At 42.3% G+C, this 20,573-nt stretch carries 13 protein-coding genes; 8 read left to right on the top strand and 5 right to left on the bottom strand.

All coding sequences use genetic code 11. From position 1 onward, the window contains the following. Positions 1 to 46: 46 nt before the first annotated feature. A complete protein-coding gene (priA, locus tag RMY00_RS08925) occupies positions 47 to 2,698 on the top strand; it encodes a primosomal protein N' (protein ID WP_322647193.1) in 2,652 nt (883 codons plus the stop codon). 136 nt (positions 2,699 to 2,834) lie between these two features. Here the strand turns inward: priA and RMY00_RS08930 are convergent, their stop codons facing one another. Then, positions 2,835 to 3,509, bottom strand: a complete 675-nt coding sequence (locus RMY00_RS08930; RefSeq protein WP_322647194.1) for a response regulator transcription factor — start codon at positions 3,507 to 3,509, stop codon at positions 2,835 to 2,837. 90 nt (positions 3,510 to 3,599) lie between these two features. Further along, positions 3,600 to 4,676 (bottom strand): HAMP domain-containing sensor histidine kinase, encoded by a 1,077-nt coding sequence (locus tag RMY00_RS08935; RefSeq protein WP_322647195.1) that lies wholly within the window; start codon positions 4,674 to 4,676, stop codon positions 3,600 to 3,602. A 912-nt stretch (positions 4,677 to 5,588) separates the two neighbouring features. Here RMY00_RS08935 and kdpA point away from each other — a divergent pair. From kdpA to RMY00_RS08955, 4 genes are all read left to right on the top strand, one after another. After that, positions 5,589 to 7,274, top strand: a complete 1,686-nt coding sequence (gene kdpA / locus RMY00_RS08940; RefSeq protein ID WP_322647196.1) for a potassium-transporting ATPase subunit KdpA — start codon at positions 5,589 to 5,591, stop codon at positions 7,272 to 7,274. 583 nt (positions 7,275 to 7,857) lie between these two features. Next, positions 7,858 to 9,963: a potassium-transporting ATPase subunit KdpB gene (kdpB, locus tag RMY00_RS08945; protein ID WP_322647382.1), complete on the top strand. Its 2,106-nt coding sequence runs from the start codon at positions 7,858 to 7,860 to the stop codon at positions 9,961 to 9,963. Between the two features lie 43 nt (positions 9,964 to 10,006). Next, the gene (kdpC, locus tag RMY00_RS08950; protein WP_322647197.1) at positions 10,007 to 10,612 is read left to right on the top strand and encodes a K(+)-transporting ATPase subunit C; all 606 of its coding nucleotides are present in this window, start codon (positions 10,007 to 10,009) and stop codon (positions 10,610 to 10,612) included. A 92-nt stretch (positions 10,613 to 10,704) separates the two neighbouring features. After that, entirely contained in the window at positions 10,705 to 11,862 is a 1,158-nt protein-coding gene (locus tag RMY00_RS08955; RefSeq protein ID WP_322647198.1) for a universal stress protein, read from the top strand. Between the two features lie 4 nt (positions 11,863 to 11,866). On the opposite strand, the gene RMY00_RS08960 is transcribed toward RMY00_RS08955, so the two are convergent. The 3 genes from RMY00_RS08960 to RMY00_RS08970 form a co-directional block, all read right to left on the bottom strand. Beyond that, positions 11,867 to 13,363: a carotenoid oxygenase family protein gene (locus tag RMY00_RS08960; protein ID WP_322647199.1), complete on the bottom strand. Its 1,497-nt coding sequence runs from the start codon at positions 13,361 to 13,363 to the stop codon at positions 11,867 to 11,869. Positions 13,364 to 13,496: 133 nt separating this feature from the next. Then, positions 13,497 to 14,912 (bottom strand): folate/biopterin family MFS transporter, encoded by a 1,416-nt coding sequence (locus RMY00_RS08965; protein ID WP_322647200.1) that lies wholly within the window; start codon positions 14,910 to 14,912, stop codon positions 13,497 to 13,499. A 488-nt stretch (positions 14,913 to 15,400) separates the two neighbouring features. Continuing rightward, positions 15,401 to 16,195, bottom strand: coding sequence for a hypothetical protein (locus tag RMY00_RS08970; protein WP_322647201.1), 795 nt, complete (start codon positions 16,193 to 16,195; stop codon positions 15,401 to 15,403). Between the two features lie 586 nt (positions 16,196 to 16,781). Here RMY00_RS08970 and RMY00_RS08975 point away from each other — a divergent pair. The 3 genes from RMY00_RS08975 to RMY00_RS08985 all read left to right on the top strand — a co-directional run bounded on the left by RMY00_RS08975 (position 16,782) and on the right by RMY00_RS08985 (position 19,852). Continuing rightward, positions 16,782 to 18,026, top strand: coding sequence for an anhydro-N-acetylmuramic acid kinase (locus RMY00_RS08975; RefSeq protein WP_322647202.1), 1,245 nt, complete (start codon positions 16,782 to 16,784; stop codon positions 18,024 to 18,026). 146 nt (positions 18,027 to 18,172) lie between these two features. After that, entirely contained in the window at positions 18,173 to 18,619 is a 447-nt protein-coding gene (locus RMY00_RS08980; protein ID WP_322647203.1) for a hypothetical protein, read from the top strand. A gap of 219 nt (positions 18,620 to 18,838) precedes the next feature. Continuing rightward, positions 18,839 to 19,852 (top strand): glycosyltransferase family 2 protein, encoded by a 1,014-nt coding sequence (locus RMY00_RS08985; RefSeq protein WP_322647204.1) that lies wholly within the window; start codon positions 18,839 to 18,841, stop codon positions 19,850 to 19,852. Positions 19,853 to 20,573: the final 721 nt, after the last annotated feature.

The raw sequence follows: 20,573 nt of genomic DNA on the forward strand, positions 1-20,573 counted from the left end.
TTGACCAGCTATGTAAGGGAAATATCTAATTATAAAGCCAGAAACTATGTATATTAATAACGTAAAATTATCTCCTTTATTGGTAGCCCAAGCTAGTGAATCATACCAGTCAGGTATAACTGTTAATAGGTGGGTTGAAGTATTGGTAGACTGTCCAGGAAGTACAGGACTATTTACTTATCGATTGCCAGCCCAGTTAGAAATAAAACCAGGGGATATTTTGAGCGTGCCATTTGGAGCACAACAATTAGGAGCGATCGCAATTCGGTTACTGGCACAACCAAATGTCGATTTACCACCAGAAAAAATCCGGGAAGTAGAAGATATTGTCAGCGTTGGATTTTTCCCAAGTGCTTATTGGGAATTACTCAATCGAGTCGCTGCATATTACTATACGCCTCTAATTCAAGTAATCCGGGTTGCTCTGCCACCAGGGTTACTGGGGCGATCGCAGCGTCGTATCCGCCTTGTTGGAGGTAGGGAGGCAGGGGGCAGGGGGACTCGGGGCCCCCACGGAGTGGGGATTGGGGGAGAGGGGGCAGGGGGGAGTAGTTATTTGCTGGCATCTTCTGATCCTTTAGCTTTTTTGACTCCTACTGCACGGCAAGTTTGGGAACTTTTACAAGCGCAACCGGCGGGGGACTACAGTTTTGTCTACCTGCAACAAAAAGTTAAATCTGCCTATCGAGGAATTCGGGAATTACTGCGATTTGGTTTAGTAGAAAGCTATTTGGAACCACCGCGACTAACTCGACCAAAGCTGCAAAAAGCAGTCACGCTTACAGGTACAATTGACCACGAATTAACTACTCGTCAAAGAGAGATTTTGGAAGTGCTGCGGCGGCATAATGGCGAGTTGTGGCAAAATGAATTACTACAAATTTGTAATGCTAGTTCTTCTATCCTTAAAACGTTGACACAAAAGGGTTACATCGTCATCGAAGAACGGGAAGTATTGCGAACCGAACAGGGGCCAGCATTAGCAGGCGATGGGGCTAAATCTTTAACTATTGCTCAAGCTAGCGCCTTAGAAACAATCCAGACACTAGATGGGTTTGCTGAAGTTTTATTGCATGGGGTGACAGGTTCAGGAAAAACAGAAGTATATTTGCAAGCGATCGCACCTCTCCTCAACCAAGGCAAATCCGCCCTTGTTTTAGTCCCAGAAATTGGACTGACACCCCAGCTAACCGATCGTTTTCGCGCCCGTTTTGGTAATAAAGTCAGCGTTTATCACAGCGCCCTCTCCGATGGTGAACGTTACGACACTTGGCGACAAATGCTCACCGGAGAACCTCAAGTTGTCATTGGTACGCGCAGTGCAGTTTTCGCCCCTTTGCCTAACCTGGGTTTAATTATTTTAGATGAAGAACACGACAGCAGCTTTAAACAAGACTCCCCTATACCCACCTACCACGCCCGTACCGTCGCCCAATGGCGAGCAGAATTAGAAAATTGCCCCTTGGTGTTGGGTTCTGCTACGCCCTCGTTGGAGAGTTGGGTAAGGGTGAGGGGGCAGGGGGCAGGGGGCAGGGGGCAGGGGAGCAGGGGAGCAGGGAGAGAATTCATAACTCCTCACTCCTCACTCCTCACTCCTAACTCTTCACTCAACACTCATTATTTAAGTTTGCCCGAACGGATCAACTCTCGGCCTCTACCGCCGGTGGAAATAGTGGATATGCGACAAGAGTTGCAGCAGGGAAATCGTTCTATATTTAGTAGATCGCTGCAAGAAGCTTTGCAAGAGTTGCAAGAGAGAAAACAGCAGGGAATTTTATTTATTCATCGGCGGGGACACAGTACTTTTGTATCTTGCCGCAGTTGTGGATATGTATTGGAATGTCCGCACTGTGATGTGTCGTTAGCGTATCACCACAGCGAAGAAAAAGCGCCGGAATTATTGCGCTGCCATTATTGTAATTATGCGCGATCGCATCCCAAATTTTGCCCTGATTGTAGTTCCCCTTACCTAAAATTTTTCGGTAGCGGTACTCAGCGAGTAACACAGGAACTAGCGCGACAGTTCCCAGAGTTACGCTTGATTCGTTTTGATAGCGATACCACCCGCAACAAAGGCTCACACCGTACCCTACTCACCCAATTTGCCAACGGCGAAGCAGATTTATTAGTAGGTACGCAAATGCTCACCAAAGGATTGGATTTACCCCAAGTGACACTTGTGGGCGTTGTCGCTGCCGATGGATTGCTAAATTTATCAGATTATCGCGCCAGTGAACGGGCATTTCAAACCTTGACTCAAGTAGCTGGACGTGCTGGTAGAGGCGACGATCCAGGGAGGGTGATTGTACAAACTTATACTACAGAGCATCAGGTAATTGCAGCTGTGCGATCGCACGATTATCACTCTTTCTCCCAAGCTGAATTAGAACAACGCCAAGCTCTCAATTATCCCCCTTATGGGCGGTTAATTTTATTGCGCTTAAGTAGTCTCGATCCTATTCAAGTGCAAAATACCGCGCAAATAATTGCCACAACCTTGAGTACAGAAGAAGAATTTGAGATATTAGGCCCAGCACCAGCAAGTATTTTGCGGGTAGCTAATCGTTATCGCTGGCAGATATTGATTAAATTTGCCCCCGATGCATTACCACAATTGCCAGATTGGGAAGAAGTGCGATCACTTTGCCCTTTATCTGTGAGTTTAACTATTGATGTAGACCCATTAAATATTATGTGATTTTCTTGGGCTAAAAGATTGAGAAATCTGATTTATATAAAATAGTCCATTGATAGGTTTGTAGTAAGCACTTCAGTGCTTGAATATTTGAGGACTAAAGTCCTCACTACAAACGTATTTAAGATTGAATTTTAATCTAATTAATCAACAATTCTGGTGCTACCAATCCTTTTTGGATAGCTAAAACTGCGGCTTGAGTGCGATCGCGTACTTCTAGTTTCTGTAAAATAGTGTGGACATGAACCCGCACTGTACCAGGGGCAATGTAGAGAATTTCAGCAATTTCTTGATTGCTTTTGCCAGTTGCCACGAGTGCCAAAATTTCCTGTTCCCGCTTGGTTAGAGGATTTTCTAAGGATTCCTCAGTTTTTGCAGGCAGCATGAAAGTAGAATTGCCCTCAAAAGCTGCTCTAATTTCTGTTGTTGCTGTTTGATCCCACCAAGAAGCCCCTGCTGCAACTGATCGCACTGCTAATATTAAAGACTCAGCCGGAATACCTTTGAGGCAGTAACCTTGGGCCCCGGCGGCAATTAACCGCGAAATCAGGGGTTTTTCAGAACGAGAGGTTAAAACAAGAATTGGTAAATTTGGGTGCTTCTGCTTGATTTGGCGACAAGCCTCAATCCCGCCAATCCCCGGTAAACCTATATCCAGCAAGACCAAATCCAAGGGATAGCGATTTGCTAATTCTACAGCTTGTTCTCCATCTTCTGCCTCTGCGACAATCTCCAAAGTGGTTTCTTGTTGCAACCGCATCCGCAGACCAAGCCGAAATAATTCATCATCTTCAACGAGTAAGATTTTTGTCATTTGTCATTAGTCATTGGTCATTGGTCATTGGTCAGAAGTTAGCAATTATTATTCTCCCCCTGCCTCCCCTGCTCCCCCTGCCTCCCGCCCTCATCTCCCCGGTGGTGGACAAGCTGGGAGGCGGAAACCAAACAGTGCGCCTCGCGGTGAGCGATTCTCTGCCCAAATTGTACCCCCATGAGCAGTAATAATTTGCCTAGTTAAATAAAGCCCTAGTCCAGATCCTGAAACATGGCGATCGCTATGTCCTTGATAAAATCTTTCAAACAAGTGGGGTAACTCTTCTTCGGTAATGCCGGAACCAGTATCGAGTATTTTTACTACTTGATCGCTAGCATAACTTTCAAGTACTACTTCTACTTTACCGCCACGAGGGGTATGGTTTATACCATTACTCAGGAGATTGGTGAAGACTCGCCCCAGTTGCAAAGGATCGCCGTTTACCCAAAGAAAGCTGCGAAAATCTGATTCGCCATAGTGGAGAGAAATATAAACCTGGCGTGTTTTGGCTAGTTCAGTCAGGGTGGCGATTACCTCCTCGGCTACACTTGCCAAATTAACAGGTAATGACTGTAGTTTCAGCCCTTCGGCATCATTGCGGTATACATCTAAAAGTGTTTGGACTAATTGCAGTGTACTCCGATGACTACGAGCCATTGTTTGTAAGACTTTTGCTTGCATTGGCGTAATTTCACCAAATTGCTCATTTTGCAAATATTTCAGCGTTTCAATTGCTCCTAATAGGGGTGTTTTTAAATCATGGGTTAGGGTAGAAACAAAATCTTCACGCATGGTAGCTAGTTGTTCTTGGGAGCGTAATTGTGCTTGCGTATAAGCGATCGCTTCTTCATTGCGGTGGTTGCGATCGCTTAACCAACCAGTCACCACCAACGCCAATACTGCAATCAGCCTATTAGCCAACGTTGGGAGATAAAGTATTTCTCTTCCGGGAACAAGCAAGTCTAATAATGTTAATCCTGTAGCTGCAAGAGTGATACCCAACACAGCACCCCGATTCAATCGTGAATTTGCTAACAAAATCGTTCCTGTGTAGAGGTAGCCAAATACGTACTCTGGTGGTGTTGAAAATTCCAACACTATCACGATCGCAAAGGCGATCGCTATTAGCCCATAAGTCTCCCCACGCTCGTTTATAGCTTCTTTCATAGCTACTAATCGATTTAATATCTTCATTTCTCATTTACTAAAAAATCGTTATCCTACAATCTTTACAATTATTTAATTCAGCGATTATGATTTATCTGCAATCTATATCTGCAAATGTTAACTTGACCATTAACCCGAAAATTCTATCTTGTCCAGATGCAAAAACCGCGACTAGGGGCTAATAGGGCTATTTCGTTCTAGACATAAATTGCCCAGAACTAAACCTCTTTTATAGCTAAAGTCCGTTAAATCAATTCGCAATGGGCAACTCTTGGAGACGCTAAAAGCGAACGCCCCGCTACGTTCGCAAAGCGTCTCGTAGAGAAGAGAGCAATTACGTTTTGTGTTAGCGAGTCTGCGAGCATCCGGGGATTTAAATTTAGGCGTTCAATTCGCGCTGCCCTTCAAAGGGACTTAAACCCCCAAAGTCCGTTAAAACGGGCTATAACCTTTTCTCAGTCGTCTTTAGACGACTTTCGCTATTAGACTCAGAATTCATTCTGAGGCGGGCTAGTTGAGAATGAAATAGCCTTGGTTAACTGAAGATTGGGGGCTAAGTAGTTACCCATAAAGGGTGGAGTATTTACTACAACCTTCCCAAACTGTAATTCCTTTCCTAAAATTCTCTGGAATATTTATATTTTTTGAAAGTAGCAAACTTCGATAATGTATTGTATAAACAAATAATCCTAACTAGCGAGATAAATGAATTAATCATAAAAAATTAAATATTCTTAACAATAAATTGAATAAGTATCTGGATAGTAATAACTGAAAAAAGTAAATCCAGATTTAAAAATGACGGTGACATAAAATATCACCAAATCCCTCAAAATCAAATACCCCAACAGTTAATCTGTTATTTCTAAGAATTGGCTTGCTAGCACTTAAATTTAATTGAGCGCGAAATATATGGGACAAGGTTTTTTGCAAATTGGCTTAACGCTGTGTATTGTCATAGCAATCACTCCGTCACTAGGTAAATACATAGCGCGTGTCTTCTTGGGAGAAAGAACACTGCTTGATTTTCTAATAAACCCGATAGAGCGAAGTATGTTCGTACTAGCAGGTGTCCGCAGGAAAGATGATATGACGGGTTTGCAGTATATCCAGGCTGTAGTTTTTAGTAACTTGCTCATGGGTATTTCAGTGTATTTACTGATATATTTTCAGAGACTCTTGCCCTGGAATCCTAACGGCTTCGGTGCTATCAAATGGGATGTATTACTGCACACAACCATTTCCTTCGTAACCAATACCGGCCAGCAACACTATGCTGGTGAGACAACTTTAAGCTATTTTAGCCAGGTAGCGGCTTTAGGCTTTTTGATGTTCACCTCCGCAGCTACCGGGTTAGCCGTGGGAATTGCTTTTATTCGTGGGTTGACGGGTAGAAAGTTAGGAAACTTTTACGTCGATCTTGTCCGTGGAATTACGCGAATATTGCTGCCAATTTCGATTATTGGAGCGATCGCCTTGCTTATAGCAGGTGTACCACAAACATTAAAAGAGACTTTAGTTCTGAGAACCTTAGAAGGTGGAACGCAATATATTGCCAGAGGCCCGGTAGCATCTTTTGAAATGATCAAACTTTTGGGCGACAACGGCGGAGGCTTTTTTGCCGTAAACTCAGCCCATCCTTTTGAAAATCCCAATGGTGCTTCTAACTTGATAGAAATGATCGCCATGATTTCTATACCAGCAGCCTTGATTTACACCTACGGTATATTTGCCAACAACATCAAACAAGCTTGGCTACTTTTTTGGATGGTGTTTGTGATTTTTGTAGTTCTGGTAGGAGTAGCAGCCGTAGGAGAACTCCAAGGTAATCCCCTTGTTAATAACGCCTTTGGATTAGAACAGCCCAATTTAGAGGGTAAAGAAGTTCGATTTGGCTGGGCACAAACGGCATTTTGGGCAGTTATGACTACCGCTACTATGTCTGGTGCTGTGAATGGGATGCACGATTCTTTAATGCCGCAAGGAATATTTTCGACACTCTTCAACTTGTTTATTCAGGTTATCTGGGGTGGCCAGGGAACAGGAACAGCTTACCTATTTATTTACTTAATTCTCACAGTATTCCTAACCGGACTAATGGCAGGGCGCACCCCAGAATTTTTAGGACGCAAAATTGAAAAGCGAGAAATCGTTCTCGCCAGCGTCGTGCTGTTGATTCACCCAATTCTAGTTTTGATTCCCAGTGCGATCGCCTTGGCTTATCCCATCTCCCTATCTGGAATTAGCAACAGTGGCTATCACGGTATTTCTCAAGTAGTTTATGAATATGCCTCAGCAGCAGCAAATAATGGCTCCGGCTTAGAAGGGTTGAAGGATAATACCACCTGGTGGAACTTGAGTACAATAGTTAGCTTAATTGGAGGACGCTACATTCCGATAATTGCCATCCTTTTGTTAGCTGACGGCATGTCTCGCAAACAACCAGTTCCAGAAACCCCTGGTACTCTAAGAACGGACTCTCTAGTATTTACTAGTATCACTGCTGGAGTGACAATAGTTTTGGGAGTATTGACTTTCTTTCCCGTTCTGGCTTTAGGCCCCATAGCCGAGAGTATGAAACTAGCATCTGGCAGTTAAAAAATTTATGACAAAAGAGACGCGATTAATCGCGTCTGTACAGGAGTTATGAGTTATAAGTTTGGAATATTAAGACAATACTAAAAAATAAATTATCCGGTTTCGTCGGTTTCATAGGGTGTGTTAGCGATGTCTACGACGGGCTACGCCTACGCGTAGCGCACTCTACAGATTGGATCTGTTTTTTATTGGAAGTTCTTAATAACTCCCAATACTTCTCGGTTAAGTAGATTTTTAGTTTGGGTTGAAAGAAACCCAATAAAGCCCTAAAAATGTTGGTTTACTCTGTGGGATGTTGCTACATTCCTCAACCCAACCTACCAAGTAGTGCTTTTTTAAACTTAACCGAGCAGTATTGTAATAATTCCTAACTCTAGCCCTGTCAAGGTGATATGTAGCTTAAATTTCATATTCTCTCAAACAAAATCTTCGCTTGTTCTTTTAGAATTTTGAAAATTCCGAGTTCAAAGGCTCAACTTCCGAGTTCAGAAGCTCGTAATGAATACAAGATTTAGCTTGACAGCGATACTCCTAACTTTTGTACAGACGCGATTCATCGCGTCTGTAACTCCTAACTTTATTCATAAATCAAGTGGCAACTAACTTCAAAGCTAGACGGCCAAATCCTCGTTCTGGCGATCGCCGCCAAGCACGTAAAAAGGCCAGGACAATTAATAAGTGGCTGTACTTAAGGGCAATAAAAGATGCTTTTGTCAAGCTCAACCCTAAGTATGCAATCAAAAATCCAGTGATGTTTGTAGTTTGGGTAGGGACAATCATCATCCTATTGCTAACAATTGATCCCAACCTATTTGGCCCAACCCTGCAAAAGAACCCGCAAGTTTTTAACGGCTTGTTATCGGGGATTTTATTCTTTACAGTTTGGTTTGCCAATTTTGCTGAAGCAATTGCCCAAGGGCGGGGTAAAGCCCAAGCCGATGCCTTGCGATTAACGAGATCAGAAGCGATCGCTAAAAAAATTGCTGCCGACGGCACAATTAATGAAGTTTCATCCACCAGCCTTAAACAGGGCGATAACATCTACGTCATGGCTGGCGATATCATTCCCGCCGATGGTGAAGTAATTATGGGTGTTGCCTCAGTGGATGAATCGGCAATTACTGGGGAATCCGCACCAGTATTAAAAGAATCAGGTTCCGACGTTGCCAGTTCCGTCACTGGTGGAACGCGGATTATCTCAGATGAATTAATTATCCGCATCACTAATGACCCAGGTAAAGGCTTTATTGACCGGATGATTGCCTTGGTAGAAGGGGCAGAACGCAGCAAAACACCTAATGAAATTGCTCTGACAGTATTGCTGGCAGTTCTCAGCTTAGTATTTTTGTTAGTCGTAGTAACTCTACCCGCACTTGCTTACTATGTCAACAGTCCAGTTAGCGTGCCAGTTTTAATTGCCCTATTAGTAGCATTAATTCCTACAACCATTGGTGGCTTACTAAGTACCATCGGCATTGCTGGGATGGATCGAGTTGCCCAATTTAACGTCATTGCCACTTCAGGACGAGCAGTCGAAGCTTGTGGAGATATCAATACTTTAGTTCTTGATAAAACAGGTACAATTACTCTCGGCAACCGTTTGGCGGAAGAATTTATTCCCATCAACGGTCATTCAATGTCAGAAATTGCTAATGTTGCCTGGGCGGCTAGTGTATTTGACAATACATCAGAAGGTAAATCCATTGTCCGACTGGCAGAAAAGTTAGGCGCAAGGTTTGATTTCGACTTCAACCAGGCAGAAGGAGTTGATTTTTCTGGCAAAACACGCATGAGTGGTACAAACTTGCCTGGTGGATATGAGGCGAGAAAGGGAGCAGTAGAAGCCATTAAAGCATTCATCCGTTCCCGCAACGGACGCGATACACCAGAATTGGATGCTACCTACGAACGAGTTTCTCGCCTGGGAGGTACATCCCTAGCAGTTAGCTTAGATAACGAAATCTATGGGGTTATTTATCTCAAAGATATAGTTAAGCCTGGTATCCGCGATCGCTTTCTTGCACTGCGACGGATGGGAGTCAATACCATCATGGTAACTGGAGACAACCAGATTACAACTTCTGTCATTGCTAAAGAAGCTGGAGTTGATGACTTTATCGCCGAAGCCACACCAGAAGACAAAATCAGCATCATTAAGAAAGAACAAGCAGTAGGTAAATTAGTTGCCATGACAGGAGATGGGACTAATGATGCCCTAGCATTAGTCCAAGCTAACGTCGGCGTTGCTATGAATACAGGGACACAAGCTGCCAAAGAAGCCGCCAACATGGTAGATTTGGACTCCGATCCCACAAAACTGATCGATATAGTTAGCATTGGCAAACAATTGTTGATTACTCGCGGGGCATTGACCACATTTTCTATCGCTAATGATATTGCTAAATACTTTGCGATTATCCCAGTGATATTTGTCGCTGCTAATTTACAAAGCTTAAATATTATGAATTTGACTAGCCCTAATTCTGCTGTTTTATCAGCACTGATTTATAATGCTTTGATTATTCCCGCTTTGATTCCGTTGGCATTGAAGGGTGTGCGGTTTAGGCCGCTGAGAGCTAATCAGCTACTGGAACGCAATATCTTAATTTATGGCTTAGGTGGGGTGATTGCGCCGTTTATCGCCATTAAGTTGATAGATTTACTGATTACAATTGTGGGCTTGGCTTAAAGACAGTAAAAAATAAAATATTAGCAGCAATTGGAAAACTTTTATGGCTATTATTCGAGAAACTATTAGAGCAATTTTTATAACTCTAATGCTTTGGTTGTTGACTGCAATCATCTATCCTCTGATAATCCTTGTAGTGGGTCAAGTTTTTTTGCCCTACCAAGCTAATGGCAGCATCAAGGAGAATCTAATAAATAAAGAACCAATTGGTTCGGTTTTGATTGGTCAGGTGTTCACATCTGATCGATATTTCCATTCTCGTCCCAGTACTGTTAGATATAGCCAAGGCAAAAAAGCCAAGCCAACTGGCATCTCTGGAGCTAGCAATCTCGCTGCTAGCAATCCAGAGCTACTCAACCGGATTCTAGAACAGGCAAATCAATTGCGAGACGAAAATCTTCGACCAATCGCTGATATGATTTATACCTCTGGCTCTGGTTTAGACCCGCATATCTCCGTCAAAGCAGCACAGCAGCAATTGACACGGGTTGCTAGTGCGCGGGGAGTAAAAGAAAATGAGATCCTACGTTTAATTAATGAGTATACTGATGGCAGATTTTTAGGGATTTTTGGCGAACCGGGAGTCAATGTTTTCCGATTGAATTATGCTCTTGACTTCAATGATTTTAATCGTCAGCCAAATCAGTAAATTGGGCATTGGGCATGGGGCAATAATTAATAGTTCTTCTCCCCCTGCTCCCTCATCTTCCCTACTCCCTACTCCCCACTCCCTATTTTTAAATGTCAAATAAAAGTAATACTGGTTCAGCTGGCACTGTACCTTTAAATTCTGCAAGTTATTCGCATTATCCAAGACGGCGGCGGGGCAAGCATAAAATATTTATTGGCATGGCTCCAGGAGTAGGCAAAACCTACCGGATGCTGGAAGAGGGACATGCACTTAAATACGAAGGGCTTGATGTCGTTGTTGGGCTTTTAGAAACCCACGGACGCAAGGACACAGTTGAGAAGGCAGAGGGGCTGGAGATTGTACCCCGTAAGCAATATCCTCGCGGTGAGTTGACGCTAACGGATATGGATACAGATGCAATTTTAAAGCGATCGCCCCAATTAGCCCTAATCGATGAACTTGCCCATACCAATGTCCCTGGTTCCCCACGCGAAAAACGCTACGAAGATGTAGAAGTAATTTTGGCAGCAGGTATTGATGTTTACTCCACAATGAATGTGCAACATTTGGAAAGTCTCAATGACTTAGTAGCCAGAATTACAGGTGTGGTAGTACGTGAGCGTGTTCCTGATAGGATTCTGGATGAAGCGGATGAAATAGTGGTAGTGGATGTTACACCAGAAACCCTGCAAGAAAGGTTATTAGAAGGGAAGATTTACGCACCAGAAAAAATTCAACAATCCCTGGATAATTTTTTTCAACGGCGTAACCTGATTGCTTTGCGGGAGTTGGCTTTGCGGGAAGTGGCAGACAATGTGGAAGAAAATGCGAACGCTACTACCCCCAATGGGCAATTTTGTAATATTCACGAGCGGGTTTTGGTGTGTATATCTACTTATCCCAACTCAGTACAGCTGTTACGCCGGGGTGCGAGGCTGGCTAACTACATGAACGCGCCGCTTTATACCTTATTTGTCGCCGATCCAGAACGTTTTCTCACCAAAGAGGAAAGCTTACACATCCACACTTGTGAGAAACTCTGTAAAGAATTTGAAGGTAGTTTTATTCGTGTTACCAACAGTAACGTAGCAAATGCGATCGCCCAAACCGCCGAGAAATATCGGATTACCCAAATTGTAATCGGAGAGAGTCAGCGATCGCGCTGGCAAATGCTCCTCAAAGGATCTTTGACGCAAAAATTAGTCCACTTGCTCAAAAATATAGATTTGCATATCATTGCTAGCGAAAAAATGGTTTCACCCAAATAGGCAATCAAATTTCCCCAAAAACCTCAGAAGTAAAGCTTCCATGCAAACCATAGGGGATATGATGCTTGAGATGGAGGCGAGCGATTATGCCTGTAGAGAAATCACTAGCATCTAAAATTACCAAATCTGAGCGGTGATGGGCAGCATCATAAACCAAAGCTAATACCCAACCATCATCTTCCTTTTCAGAACCTGGGCGCGGGACAAAAATCGGTTCACCAATAAAACCACGGGGTGCAGCACTCCAAATTTGTCTTTCTCCAGATTCTAAATCAATTTTCAACAATGCTTGTAAGGGAGCATTACCAGTTTCTGCATGAGCCGCACCTATATATAGATATCGATAAGGACGTCCCACATTCGCTGGATGTATACTGGGAAATTCACAACATCGGCTCTCAATCAATTCCTCCCCGACTGTCCCATCTTTTATATTCAGACAAAATCGCCAAAGTTGCCCAGGAGAAATTGCCTCAAAATCAACTTGTCGAAAATCGCTTTCGGGTTCCACTTCTGGCAAATTTTGGTAACAAATAGAGTCAATCAAAACTTCGTCTCCTACCTCAAAAGCATTAACATGGTGGAAGACAAAACCAGACTTAGTTTCCAGAAATTTTATCTCTTCTTGCCCTTCTTTGGGAAAGCGGGGAATAATTATGATTTGAGTTGGCTGATTTGGCTGAAATTTGATACATTCTCCCGCCGCACGTATTCCCAAAGCGAAAAGTATGGGATTAAAGGTGACAGGATTTTGAAAGAATATGCAGTAATTGGGAGTAATAACAAAATCGTGAATGAAACAGAAACCTGGAACACTATGAGCGTGCTGTCTGATAATTTCACCTGCTAGGTTTAGCTCAAAAATAGTAATTGTGGTAGATAATCCCGGCTTAATTGAAAAGTTTACCAGGCAAGGTGCGCCCCCATCTTGGTAACAATTGTTTTCCACGCGGGGATGTGCAGCGAAAGCTTCACCTGCTGATAAAGCACCATTAAAATATTCATTTTCTAGCGTTTCAAGAGTGTAAGGATCGAGACGATATGGTTCCGCCGCTTCCCAGAGGGCTAGCAGTTTACCACCCCAATAGATAACATTTGTATTGGCGATATTTTTGAGTTTAAAGTCAAAAATATTAGCTAGCCAACCGCCAGATTTTTGAGTGCCAAAAGTACCGCGATAGAGAATTTTTCCCGCCTTTTGTTCTGCCAAATAGCCAGTTGTGCGGACAAAGCGGTTGCGAAAATGAGCGCGACCATTGGTAATGGTAATTTTGCTAATCATCCCATCCCCATCAAACGGATGATGAAGAGGTTGCTCATTCACATCGAGCAAACCAGGGCCATTTCTAAACAGCGTACCTTGTAATTCTTTAGGAATTTGCCCTTCTATATCATCAATCCAATAATCAAACTCTTGAGGGAGAGATTGATATCCTCCTTGCCAGTCTGCACGGGTGTAGGATTTTTCTGTAACTCGGCTTTCTTGACTTTTCAAATACATATACTTTGTTTTTTCTTGTTATTTTGCAAAAAAATTGGTAGCCGCTCGAAATAATTTACTTGCAGCTTTATTCCGCTAGTTACTACAACGCGATCGCAGCGCACTATCTCGAATTAGCGTGAAATTTATTACATTATTCGACTATTTTCGACTCTGGTTCTCTCAGTACCAACTCAGACATCAAATCTGGCAAAAACGCTTGTTCCTCATCTTTTGATGTCTCAGTTTCTTCCTCAGCAGCCGGTAGCCAGTTGATAAATGGTAGGGGTAATAGCGTGCTGAGGTTAGTAATTAGCACCAATAGCCAAAGTGATTCAAAATTCGTGGCGGTGATGCCCAGCCAATAGGTGATTAATGCCCCGAATGCATGAGAAACCGTTCCTGCTGAATTAAAGACCGACATTAACAAGGCAAATAATGTCGCTTCCACACCAGAGGGACAAAGCCTTGCTGTTAGCACCATCACTTGCATAAAGGCAATTTTCCCCATCACAGTGAGAATTAGACTATCACCCAAACTAAACCAGTGGTCATCTATACCTAACCGCCTGTTTGTGTGAGTCACTAACAACAGCATCGTCATCCCTAAAATTGAGGAAAGGACGGTACTCCAAGCAAAAATTACACGAAAAGGGATGCTTTTGAGGAAACGTTGAAAAATCCAAACACCTGCTAGAGAAGCGAAACTTGTCACCAAATGCACCCGCCCCAAAAATTCTGGTTCAAAGTGAAGTTCGTTGGTAGAGAAGTAGAAAAAGGCTGAGTCAGCATTTGGGGTAGCTTGCCAGATGAAGATAAACGCTGTTGGTAGCCAAATACTTTTTTGGCTAATGGCTTGGCGTAGCTGCCCCAGTTGATGTTTGATTGGTAAAGGGTTTGTCTGATTACTATCTTGAGGATCTTTGTTAACGGGAGACTCAGCAATTAACCAAGCGGCCCCTGAGACGATGAGAGGGAATAAGGCGGTAATTCCAAAGACAGTACGGGTAGTAAAGTATTGAAGCAGCAGACCACTAAAGTATGCTGTTATTAAACCTCCGATCGCAGAAGCACCCCAGCACAAAGATTGTAATGAACCGGCTTTTGCTTGCGATTCGCCTCTAGCTCGTTCCACAACCAGCGAGTCAACTATGACATCACTCATGGCGACACTAAGAGAACCAAGAGCGATCGCTAATGTAGCTGCCCAGCTAGTATGAACTATTGTGGCAAGACTCGCCCAAGATGCAGTTCCCAGTATCCCCGATAAAATCAAATAAGGACGCCGACGATAGCCAAATATAGGCAAGCCATCAGAGATGAAACCAAACACCGGCTTGATCATCCAAGGTAGGAAAACAATTCCCAACAGCGCCGACACCTCAACTGGACTCAGCAGCAGTTCATCTTTAAGGAAAAAGCTAACGGCTAGACGCGATAATCCTAAAATTCCTTGGACAAAATAAACAGTAAGAATTGCAATTAATTCTGCATTAGGTTCATTACCCAAGAAGATTTTTTGTGTTATGGAGTCTTTGACCTTGGACAAGCCAGATGATTGAAGCACCATTCGATAAATATTTTTTAAGTTTTATCTACTTTTCTATCATATCGATTCTTCAGAAGTATGCTTTAGGATCAGCTTTATCCCCAGTTAAGCCTATAGGCTGGGTGATAACGACACCTGCAAGCTGAAGCAGGAGGTAATCCGGGCATTGTCTGAGTGTTGTAGAGTGGCTGCTCATAAAATAGATAGCAAAAGAATTAGGGCGAGTTTACCTAAGTAAGCTCACCCTAACTTGTATCTAATATTTACTTATTGCTGGAACTTCTGAAATCCTCCCTACGACACACTATGCGAAGTCGAGCCTGGGAGTACGACACAGAGAAAATCAGGCAAATCTTACTGAGTTACAACTGGTATCTTTAATAAGATTGCTTTAAAACGGTGGTATGAAAGTGGCGATCGCTTGAGATTGACATTCCCGCAAATTTGATCAGAAGTGCAAAAGATGCTTAATGTGAACCATAAATTGTCTTATTTGCAAGCCGCTAGACTTATGACAATTCTAAAACTGACTTTTTCTTGACTCGACGAGTCATAACTGAAGCAGCACCCACAAAACCAATCACAAAAACTCCTAATACAGAAGAAGACTCAGGAACTGCTGTAATGACATTACCTGTGATACTCTTGTAGCCAGTGGCGACTGTGTGATTGTCTGATTCAAAACCAGTTCCGCCAATATTGGTGAATTTAACCTGGTCAAAAGTTCCGGCAACATCATAGAAGTTGATGAACGCATAGGGTTCTCCAGAATTTTGATTTTTGAATGCTGAATTAGGATTACCGTAGTAGCTGGTTTTATTTGGTAGCTTTGCGATATAACTAACCACATCAGCAGTGGTAATTCTTTCTACAAGATTACCTTTTGAATAAAATTCAAGTACGTTATTAGCGTCTCCCGCAGACCACCAAAGTCCAAAGTAACTTTGTGCGGTTGTTAAATTTAAGGTAGAAACCGTTTGCTGACCACCCGATCTGTTCGTATCTACGTCAAAATATTTGCCTGTTCCATCAGCACCACCATATTGGTCTTTATCCACGATTAAAGTATTCGTATAGCTACCAACATTAGTCCATTCAAAGCCTGTTGCACTGTAACCTGTTGCTAGTGTTGAAGCATCAAAATTTTGTACATTATAATTAAGAAGATTTGAGTAATTTGCAGCTTGTTTGCCTGCCTCTTCTATTGATATGGAAAAAGACGCAGCCATTACAGGGCGGGTAACAGTAGCCAAAGACAAAACAACACCAGAAGCGATCGCGGACTTAATTAAAAGACTTTTCATTTTACAAATCTTTCTCGTTTTAAAATCTTTCGTGTTCATGCCCATTGTGCGATGTGCTTCTAGATTCCAACATCAGAGGGATTACTACTTTTTCTATTTGATTATATTTAGACAGGCAATGTAACATATATTACTGATTTAAAAGTGTAATCACTGTGATTATTTGCTATGATGTTTATCACTTTATGTAGAAAGCGCAAAGTTATCAGTGGTAAATTATAAACAAACTTTATTTATAAAAAGTGCGATTTTGTGATTTGCAGGCAGTTCATCTTTTTAGGGTTCTAGATAAAGAAGGCATGAGGCGTTGTGCTATACCAATTTATTGAAAACCTGTGCATATCCCTTGGCTGAATAGTTTTTCAACCTTACGCTCAAGATTATCTTGGTTTTTATTTAAAGTAATAAATTTAATTCTTCTTTCTGGTTCAAAGAAATAGCATTTTCTTTGACGGGTAGCTGTAGCCTGCTTCTCAACCCTTCCCTAACCATTTGTGTTTCTCTAGTCAACTATGCCACCTGAGTTTTTTTGACATGGGTAGTAAGATGAATTAAACTACGTCTTGCAACAAAACAGTCTTGATCAATGCATCCAACTGAAGAAGCTGCTGTCTCTACTCGCGTTATCGGTTTAATTAGTGGCACATCCGTAGATGGTATAGACGCTGCGTTGGTTGAGATATCTGGTACAGAATTGGATCTTAAAATTGAGTTGCTAGCCGGGGCAACATATCCTTATTCAGCCGAACTCAGAGAAAGAATCTTGGCAGTTGGTGCTGGTGTTGCCATCTCAATGGCAGAATTAGCAGAAATAGATGATGCGATCGCCCAAGTCTTCGCCCAAGCCGCCCAAAATATTCAAATTAGTCATCAGCCAGCTACTCTCATTGGCTCCCACGGTCAAACAGTTTATCACCGACCACCTGCGGATAGGGGAATCAGAAACAAAACTACTCCCCACTCCCCACTCTCTAGTACAGACGCGATTAATCACGTCTCTGCCCACTCCCCACTAGGTTACAGTCTCCAATTAGGGCGCGGTGAATTAATCACTCATATTACGGGCATTACAACGGTGAGCAACTTTCGCGTTGCTGATATCGCTATTGGTGGTCATGGTGCGCCTCTCGTGCCCAGAGTAGATGCCTATTTACTCAGCCATCCTGAAGAAGGGCGTTGTATTCAAAATATTGGTGGTATTGGTAATGTTGCTTATATTCCACCTCGGCATGGCGACTGGCTCTCAAAAATTCGCGCTTGGGATACTGGCCCAGGAAATAGTCTGTTGGATCTAGCAGTGGAGCATTTAAGCGCTGGTGCTAAAACTTACGATGAAGATGGCAATTGGGCAGCAAGTGGTACTCCTTGCGATCCATTGGTAGAACAATGGCTCAATCAAGACTATTTTCATCTGCCCCCGCCTAAATCCACTGGTCGAGAGTTATTTGGTGTAGCTTACTTGCATCAGTGTTTAGAAGATGCCCAAGCATATCAACTCAGTGCTGCCGATTTACTAGCAACTCTCACGGAACTTACAGCTGCTTCAATTGTTCATAGTTACCGTACTTTTTTGCCAGAAATGCCACAAAGGGTACTATTATGTGGCGGTGGTAGTCGCAATCTCTATTTGAAACGTCGATTAGAGTTGTTGTTGCCATCAATACCAGTCTTGACTACAGATGAAGTTGGTTTAAGTGCAGATTTTAAAGAAGCGATCGCCTTTGCAGTTTTAGCCTACTGGCGACTTTTGGGTATTCCTGGCAACCTGCCTACTGCGACTGGGGCACCTCAAGAAGTGCTTTTGGGAGAAATTCACCAAAGTCAGTACTAAGTGCTGAGACAGGAACAATAAACAAGATCAAAAATTTCTTCATTCTGCACTGGCTCAATACCCTGCTATCGCTAACGCAACTTAGCACTGCTATAACTGTAGTCTTGGCGGCACTCGATCAAGACAGGGAATAGGGAATATAGAAGGTGGCTCATACTTTTTTATTGGAACCAGGACGCTGGACAATGCAAGGAAATTGGTTGGAACGTAATGGTATGCCAATCAGTGTCAAGGGTATGACCTTGGTAGCTTGGAATCGAGATAACTGGTTTACTATGGCTACAAAACTGATATTTCCTGGTAGCGAGCGCTCAGAAATCTCTCTGCAATATAAAGGGCGGCTGCATGAGGGAGAGCGTCAGTATACTTTTTTACTTCAACATAATACTTTGGGGCAGATTGAAGGTGAAGGCTGGATTGGTTTAGATACTATTGTGCAGCGTTATTGGGTAATAGGCGATCGTCAGCGTCGTAGTGGCTTTGAAACCCTGCACCGAATTTCGGAAGATAGATATTACCTCAGTAGTGGCATTTTGGCTGGTCATTTTTTAACTAACACAATGGAAGCTAGCCTAGAGCGTCAGTCAACCTAAAGTAGCGCTGTTGTCTGTCTAGGCTGGAAGCCTGCCGCTCAAACAATGCTAATCTATTGCTGCTTCTGCTTCTTCAAAGCCTAATATCTCATGCTAGACCTCAACGAGTCATCATTTATTCTCACTGACCTACTGAGTTGTATACTAAATAAGAAATTATCAAATTATCTTTAGACTTTTAGTATTTTTACCGAACCGTGTAGTCTGGAGTCCAGTTTCATGAATCCTAAAGTCTCTGTAATTATCCCTGCTTACAATACTGAAGCTTATCTTGCGAAAGCAATAGAGTCAGTTTTAGAGCAAACGCTCACAGATATTGAAGTTATCATAGTCGATGATGCTTCAACTGATAAAACTGTAGAAGTCGCTAAAAGTTTTACTGACCCACGTCTCAAAGTAATAGTTAATCAACAAAACCTTGGGGCTGCTGCTGCGCGTAATCGTGCCCTTAGAGCAGCCCAAGGAGAATGGATTGCTGTGCTTGATTCAGATGATTGGTATGCTCCTGAAAGATTGGAAAAGCTTGTTTCACTGGCAAACGAAAAAAATGCAGATATGATTGCTGACGATCTTTATTTAATCAAAGATGGCGAAACATCTCCTTGGAGTACATTGATTCAAGAAAGTGAAGAAAGTATAGATAAAATTTTCCAAATTGATATCGTCTATTTTGTAGAAACTGATGTCTATGGACAACCAGGATTGCATCTTGGGATCAGCAAGCCTCTATTCAAACGAGAATTTATGGTTAAGCACGGCATTGAGTACGATGATGCCATCAGGATGGGTCAAGATTTTTGGATTGATATGAAATGCTTAATCAAAGGTGCTCGCTTTTTCCTTGAGCCAAAACCCTATTATTACTACCGCTCACGCCCCGGATCTCTTGTACATAAAAGCCAATTGTCACGTCTAAATCAATATTTGAACGCTAGTAATTCTTTCATGCAACAAGAAGTTGTGAAAAACAATCCAGCTTTAATGCGTGCTATGTCTTATAATAATTCAGTCTATAAAAAACATATAGCTTACCTTCAAGTTGTAGAGCCTCTCAAGGAAGGGAAATGGTTAAAAGCATTAACAGAAATGGGTAAAAATCCGTACTTCTTTTATGATTTTATTTCCCGATTAAACAATATTATCGAACGCCGAATTCAATACTATGTAATGGGTAATAAATCAGTTTTTGACATTTCTTATAACATACAGAGAGAACGAAAAACTAGCAATTAGTATTATCATATTTGTTTAAATAAATAATCCATCTTTGTGTAGTCAGAATCAGCTTGAAGGTCAAAAACCTGGTAAGGTAATAAGTATGTTTAATTATTCCTACTTATAAAATAAACGCAGAGTACAGCCTTGCTGGAGGTAGGAGGAAACTACTAAATTAAGCAAAACTTTAGTTGTTGTAGACTACTGCTCACTAAAATAACCTGAGTCTGACGAACCTCTCCTGCCCTTGAATTTTAGTTTAAGTCCTCCCTCTCCCACTGGGATAGGGACGATTTTGGGTAGTAAAACTTATTAGAGGTCTTTTGAGCAAGGCTAATTAGGTTGACACTATATGAGCCGTCGAATTCACGTTAAAACAACAGTCATAAATCGTAATAAGCTAGAGCATTATTTATAAGGCATGAGGGTTTGGAGCTTATGAAAGCTGCCCAGCACGACTTCATGTCGTCCCTGAAGACGTTATTGATATTCAAAACTCCACACTCATTACTGAGTTCTTAGAACTCTATGGTGATTGTAGTACTACCTAATTAAATTTTTTGGTAGATCCTAGAGTTATCTATTTAGTCAAAATTGGGCAAACTAAAATTACACCACAATGAAAGTGCAAAATGGTACAAAGCCTCATTATAAATCTACCCTTTCTGCTTGTTTGATCTTACATGTTGCACCAGTTGTAAGAACTGCCTCGGTTGCAAACGGCTAGATCATGCTTTCA

This window comes from Nostoc sp. ChiVER01, from assembly GCF_034531155.1.
In the GTDB taxonomy this organism is placed as follows: Bacteria; Cyanobacteriota; Cyanobacteriia; order Cyanobacteriales; family Nostocaceae; genus Nostoc.

What these genes read in the sequence shown, in the direction of transcription:
- RMY00_RS08985 (WP_322647204.1), top strand. Translation starts at nt 18,839, where the DNA reads ATGAATCCTAAAGTCTCTGTAATTATCCCTGCTTACAATACTGAAGCT.
- priA (WP_322647193.1), top strand. Translation starts at nt 47, where the DNA reads ATGTATATTAATAACGTAAAATTATCTCCTTTATTGGTAGCCCAAGCT.
- kdpC (WP_322647197.1), top strand. Translation starts at nt 10,007, where the DNA reads ATGGCTATTATTCGAGAAACTATTAGAGCAATTTTTATAACTCTAATG.
- kdpA (WP_322647196.1), top strand. Translation starts at nt 5,589, where the DNA reads ATGGGACAAGGTTTTTTGCAAATTGGCTTAACGCTGTGTATTGTCATA.
- RMY00_RS08960 (WP_322647199.1), bottom strand. Translation starts at nt 13,363, where the DNA reads ATGTATTTGAAAAGTCAAGAAAGCCGAGTTACAGAAAAATCCTACACC.
- RMY00_RS08975 (WP_322647202.1), top strand. Translation starts at nt 16,782, where the DNA reads ATGCATCCAACTGAAGAAGCTGCTGTCTCTACTCGCGTTATCGGTTTA.
- RMY00_RS08970 (WP_322647201.1), bottom strand. Translation starts at nt 16,195, where the DNA reads ATGAAAAGTCTTTTAATTAAGTCCGCGATCGCTTCTGGTGTTGTTTTG.
- RMY00_RS08955 (WP_322647198.1), top strand. Translation starts at nt 10,705, where the DNA reads ATGTCAAATAAAAGTAATACTGGTTCAGCTGGCACTGTACCTTTAAAT.
- RMY00_RS08930 (WP_322647194.1), bottom strand. Translation starts at nt 3,509, where the DNA reads ATGACAAAAATCTTACTCGTTGAAGATGATGAATTATTTCGGCTTGGT.
- RMY00_RS08965 (WP_322647200.1), bottom strand. Translation starts at nt 14,912, where the DNA reads ATGGTGCTTCAATCATCTGGCTTGTCCAAGGTCAAAGACTCCATAACA.
- RMY00_RS08935 (WP_322647195.1), bottom strand. Translation starts at nt 4,676, where the DNA reads ATGAAAGAAGCTATAAACGAGCGTGGGGAGACTTATGGGCTAATAGCG.